This window comes from Fundidesulfovibrio sp., from assembly GCF_058402725.1.
Genome location: NZ_JBZVFJ010000181.1, coordinates 1 through 5642 on the forward strand (window position 1 = coordinate 1; position 5642 = coordinate 5642).

The 5642-nt window shown below is 68.5% G+C and carries 3 protein-coding genes and 1 pseudogene; 3 read left to right on the forward strand and 1 reads right to left on the reverse strand.

What is annotated here, in order from left to right; translation table 11 throughout:
- On the reverse strand, positions 1-2664 hold a 2664-nt coding region (locus ACV4UX_RS16775), incomplete at its 3' end, for an ATP-binding protein (protein WP_491594430.1).
- A gap of 252 nt (positions 2665-2916) precedes the next feature.
- Here ACV4UX_RS16775 and ACV4UX_RS16780 point away from each other — a divergent pair.
- The 3 genes and pseudogenes from ACV4UX_RS16780 to ACV4UX_RS16790 form a co-directional block, all read left to right on the forward strand.
- A complete protein-coding gene (locus ACV4UX_RS16780; protein ID WP_491594431.1) occupies positions 2917-3495 on the forward strand; it encodes a helix-turn-helix domain-containing protein in 579 nt (192 codons plus the stop codon).
- Positions 3496-3503: 8 nt separating this feature from the next.
- Entirely contained in the window at positions 3504-5165 is a 1662-nt protein-coding gene (locus ACV4UX_RS16785) for an AMP-binding protein (protein ID WP_491594432.1), read from the forward strand.
- A 74-nt stretch (positions 5166-5239) separates the two neighbouring features.
- Positions 5240-5642 (forward strand): annotated as a pseudogene (locus tag ACV4UX_RS16790) (hypothetical protein); the annotation flags it as partial.

The window sequence follows — 5642 nt, forward strand, 5'->3', positions numbered from 1 at the left end:
TCGGCGGGCAAGTTGCTCCAGGGCCTGCAGGCCCGTCTCGGCCAGGGCCACCCGGTGGCCACGCTTTTCGAGCAGATTCTGCATCACGCGCCGGTTCACGGGCTCGTCCTCCACCAGGAGGACTTCCAGGGACACAGGAGGGGCCGGATTTCCCGGCTGCAACGCGGACTGACCGGGCGCATCGCCCTGGGCGTCTGGCGGCGCGGCCAGCACGGGAATCTCGAAGCGGATGAGCGTTCCCCGCCCGGGCTCGCTCTCCACCGCGACCTCGCCCTCCATGAGCTCCACCAGGCGTTTGACGATGGAGAGCCCCAGGCCCGTGCCGGGGTATTTCTTGTCCAGCGCGCCGTCGATCTGCACGAAGGGCTTGAAGAGGTCGTCCTGGCGGGCTTCGGGGATGCCGATGCCCGTGTCGGCCACGGTGAAGCGCAGGAGCGTGCGCCCCTGGGGTGCGGGGCCGACGCTCTCCACCAGCAGGCGCACGCCTCCCTTTTCGGTGAACTTGAGGGCGTTGCCGATGAGATTGAAGAGCACCTGACGCAGGCGGCTGGCGTCGGCCATCACGAAGCCGGGCACGCCTGGGGCCACGTGGAAGTCCAGGGCGAGGCCCTTGGCCTGGGCCTGCCCCCGGAAGAGCCCGGCCATGAAGCGGCAGGTCTCCTCCAGGTCCACGCGGCTCTCCACCAGGTCGAGCTTGCCCGCCTCCACCTTGGAGAGGTCGAGGATGTCGTTGATGAGGCCCAGCAGGTTCTTGAGCACGGCCTCGCCGGTCTCCACGAATCCGGACTGTTCCTGGTCGAGCGGCGTGGTCTTGAGCAGCTGGAGCACGCCCAGGATGCCGTTCATGGGGGTGCGCAGCTCGTGGCTCATGTTGGCCAGGAAGGCCGACTTGGCGCGGTTGGCCGCGTCGGCCTGCTCCTTGGCGGCCAGGAGTTCCTGTTCGGCGGCGCGCAGGGCGCTCACGTCCATGAGGCATTCGATGGTGCCCCACACCTTGCCGCGTTGGTCGCGGATGGGGGCGGAATAGGCCATGAAGGCGTGCCCCAGGATGCCCTCTTCCATGGGCGTGGAGGGGCGGATGGTGGGCCGGTCGCGGTTTTCTTCGTCGCAGAGGGCGCAGTGGCCGCAGATGGATTCCAGGCCCTGGAACACCTCGTGGCAGCGCCGCCCGAGCACCTCCTCGCGCGTGAGTCCCACTGCCGCGAGCATCTTGTCGCACACGTCCACCACCCGGAAATCGCGATCGATCACATGGATATAGCCCGGGATGGCCTCGAAGATGGCGCGCAGCCTGTGGTGCAGGTGGGCGAGTTCGGAGGTGCGCCGGGCCACGCGCTCCTCCAGGGTGCGGTTCTGGGCCGCGATGATCTCGCCCTTGGCCTTGAGTTCGTCGAAGGAGGAGCGCAGCTGGCCGGCCATGCGCGAGAAGGCTCGGGCCAGGCGGTCGAGTTCGCGCACGCCGGGGGCCTTCACGTCCAGGTTCCAGCGGCCCTGGGAGAGGCCGTCGGCGGCCTGGGCCAGGCGCTCCACGGGCCGGGTGAGCAGGCCCGCCAGCACCACGCCGGCCAGCGCGGCCAGGAAGGCCGCCGCCAGGACCAGGGCCACCGTCTGGCGGGTGTTGGCGTCGATGCGTCCGAGGAAGTCGCTGGCGGGGGCCACGGCGACGATGAGCCAGTCCACGCCCATGGGGTCGGTGAAGGGCGTTGCCTGCAGGAACTGGCTTTGCCCGTCCATGTCGAATTCCAGGGTGGTGTCTTCCACGATGCCTGCCAGCCCCCCGGGCAGGGCCTCCAGGCGGCGGGCGGCGGCGGCCACGCGGGGCCTGGGGGCCTGATCGGCCCTGAGGCGCTCGAAGCCGTCGCCCTTGGGGATCAGGAAGAGCGAGGGGGGCATGGTGCTGGAGGCCAGAAGCTCCCCGCCACGCTCCATCAGGAACACCTCGCCGGAGCTCCCCACCTTGAGGGTGCGCAGGAACTCGTGGATGTTGCCCAGGGCGTAGTCCACCCCGAAGACTCCCAGCAGCCCGCCCTTGCCGTCGTGGACGGGCAGGGATGCGGTGAGGGTAAGGTCCTTGAGCACGAAATGGCGGTAGACCGGGCTCCAGACCGCCTGTCCCGCCTGGACCCCGACCTTGTACCAGGGGCGCGTGCGGGGATCGAAGTTCGGGTAGGCGGCGCGGAACTCCAGGGGATCGCCCAGGGGCGAAGTGGAAAAGTAGGTGGAGGCCTGGCCCGTGTCGCGCCCGGCGTGGATCACCTCCACCTCGCCGGCCTGGTTGCGCCGCGCGCCGTGGAACTCGCCGTCGGGCAGCCCGATGAAGGAGTAGGCGATGCGCGGGTTGGCGGCCACCACCCCGTGGAAGTAGCGGGCGCGCCGCACGGGGTCGGAGAGGTCCAGCACGCCCGCGCGCAGGGCCTGGGCGTTGGCCTCGTTGAGCTTGCGCGGCAGGTCCAGGAAGCCTGTGAGGTGATCCTCCACGCGCTTGAGCACCTCGGCGCGCAGCTGTCCGGCCACGTCGAGCACGGCCGCGCGGCCGTCCCACAGGGAGAAGAATCCCACAAGCCCGCACCCGAGCACGATGAGGGCCACGAAGGGCAGCGTGAGGGCGAACCGCAGCGAAACGGGCCTGGAGGTTGCTCGCGAAGGCGATGGAGCGTGTTCCATGCGACGTCCACGCTTGGGTTGCGAACCCGGCATGTTTCAGGACATCGGGACGAGGCCGGGCGCACACGTGCGTTCCACAGACGGAGTGCGGCGTCCCCTGACACTCTTTGGCCCATCTGCCGGTCTTGTTCAAGCGGAAAAGCCATTTTGCTCGGATTCCGGACAAACCCGCAAAAACCGTCTGGAACCGCAGGCACGAAAATGGTAAGCGCCTGCCTCGGAAACTCATACGTCAAGCACAAGCGAGGGGGCATGAACGGCGAAATCAAGTGCGGCGCGCGCATCCGGAAGCGCAGGACGGCCCAGGGGCTCGGCATCGAAGAACTTTCGGCCCGCACGGGCCTGGACGCGGCCTACCTGGAGGCCCTGGAAAAGGGCGAGGTGACAACGAGCCTCGGCCCCCTGCTCAAGGTGGCCCTGGCCCTGGGCACGCGCCTTGGAACCTTCATCGACGACGAGCTGGGCTCCGACGTGTGCCTTTCCCGCGCCTGCGACTGTTCCTCGCCCGAGCAGGCCCAGCAGGCCGCGCGCGGCAAACGCTCCAGCTTCAGCTTCTACTCCCTGGGCGCCCACAAGACCGACCGCCACATGGAGCCCTTCTACATCGAGATCCGCCCCGACGAGCCCGCTACGGAGCACCCCCTCTCCTCCCACGAGGGCGAGGAGTTCATCGTGGTGGCGCGCGGGCGGCTCCTGGTGGTCCTGGGCCAGGAGCGCCACGAGCTGGAGCCCGGCGACAGCATCTATTTCAACTCCATCGTGCCCCACTACGTGGGCTGCGCCGGCCAGGAACAGACCGACATCCACGCCGTGCTCTACTTCCCGGCATAGGGGCCGCCATGGAAGACTTCACCCTGCGCGAGATCACCCTGGGCCAGCTCCTGGACGAGGCCGTGGCCGCCCACCCCGGCAACAAGGCCGTGGCCTATGTCGACCGCGACCTGCACCTCACCTACCGCCAATTCTCCGACCTGGCCGACTCCCTGGCCAAGGGCCTCATGGCCCTTGGGGTGCAGCGCGGCGAGAAGGTGGCCGTGTGGGCCACCAACGTGCCACACTGGGTGGTGCTGCAGTTCGCCACGGCGCGCATCGGCGCGGTGCTGCTCACGGTGAACACCAACTACAAGAAGAACGAGCTCAAGTACCTGCTGGAGAACTCCGAGGCCGAGAACATCTTCATCATCGACGGCTACCGCGACTCGGACTACCTCCAGATCCTCTACGACCTGGCCCCCGAACTCAAGGGGCAGGAGCGCGGGCGCATCGTCTCCCAGACGTTCCCCCACCTCAAACGCGTGCTCTTCCTTGGCCAGGAGAAGCACCGGGGCATGTACTCCATCCCGGAGATCATCGGCCTGGGCCGCACCGTCTCCGAGGCCGACTACAAGGCCCGCCAGGAGTCGCTCTCGCCCCACGACGTGGTGAACATGCAGTACACCTCGGGCACCACCGGGTTCCCCAAGGGCGTTATGCTCACCCACTACAACCTGGTGAACAACGGCTTCTGGATCGGCGAACGCCAGCGCTTCACCCACCTGGACAAGGTGTGCCTGCCCGTGCCCCTGTTCCACTGCTTCGGCTGCGTGCTGGGCGTGCTGGCCTGCGTGTCGCATGCGTCCACCATGGTGCTCCTGGAGACCTTCGACCCCGTGCAGGTGATGACCTCCATCGAGAGCGAACGCTGCACGGCCCTCTACGGCGTGCCCACCATGTTCATCGCCGTGCTGGAGCACAAGCTCTTCGACAAGTTCGACTACTCGTCGCTGCGCACGGGCATCATGGCCGGGTCGCCCTGCCCCGTGCCCGTGATGCGCAAGGTGATGGATGTCATGAACATGTCCGAGATCACCATCTGCTACGGCCTCACCGAGAACTCCCCGGTGATGACCCAGACCCGCACCGACGACCCCATCGACTACCGCACCGCCTCCGTGGGGGCCTGCCTGCCCGGCATCGAGGTGCGCGTGGTGGACCCCGAGACCAACCGGCCCGTGCCCCCCGGAACCCAGGGCGAGGTGGTCTGCCGGGGCTATTCGGTGATGAAGGGCTACTACAACAACCCCGAGGCCACGGCCAAGGCCATCGACGCCGAGGGATGGCTGCACTCCGGCGACCTGGGCGTCATGGACGCGGGCGGCTACCTTTCCATCACCGGTCGCCTCAAGGACATGATCATCCGGGGCGGCGAGAACATCTACCCCCGCGAGATCGAGGAGTTCCTCTACACCATGCCCGGCGTCCAGGACGTGCAGGTGGTGGGCGTGGCCAGCACGAAGTACGGCGAACAGGTGGGTGCCTTCATCATCCTCAAGGAGGGCGTGGAGATGGCCCCCGAGGACGTGCAGGACTACTGCCGGGGACAGATCGCCTGGCACAAGATCCCCAAGTACATCGCCTTCGTGAAGGGCTACCCCATGACCGCCAGCGGCAAGATCCAGAAGTTCCTGTTGCGCAAGCAGGCCGTGGAGTTGTTCGCCGACGGCGCGCAGGCCGTGCCGTGAGGGGCGCGCTCCATGCGGTCGGAGTTTCCCCGGCGCGCCGCGCGTGCGGGCGCTCCCCGCTGCTGCCGGGCCGCATGGCTGCGGCATGCCTGGCCCTGGCCGGAATCGTCCTGGCGCTTTCGCTCTCGCCCGCGCCCGTGCGGGCCGCCTCCCTGAAGCAGACCCTCCAGGCCGTGGTGGCCCTCTCCCCGGGCTGGGATTCCAGCAAGGCCGAGGTGCGCCTCTTCGAGCGCGCCCCGGGCGGGCGCTGGAAACTGGCGGGGCCGCCCATCCAGGCCGTCACGGGCCGCAACGGCCTGGCCTGGGGCCGGGGCCTCGCCGCGCCAGGCGCGCAAGGCCCCGTCAAACGCGAAGGCGACGGCAGAGCTCCGGCCGGGGTCTTCGCCCTGGGCTTCGCCTTCGGCTACGATCCGCCCTCGGCCCGCCGCATCAAGATGCCCTACTCCCAGATGACCGACGCCCACGAGTGCGTGGACG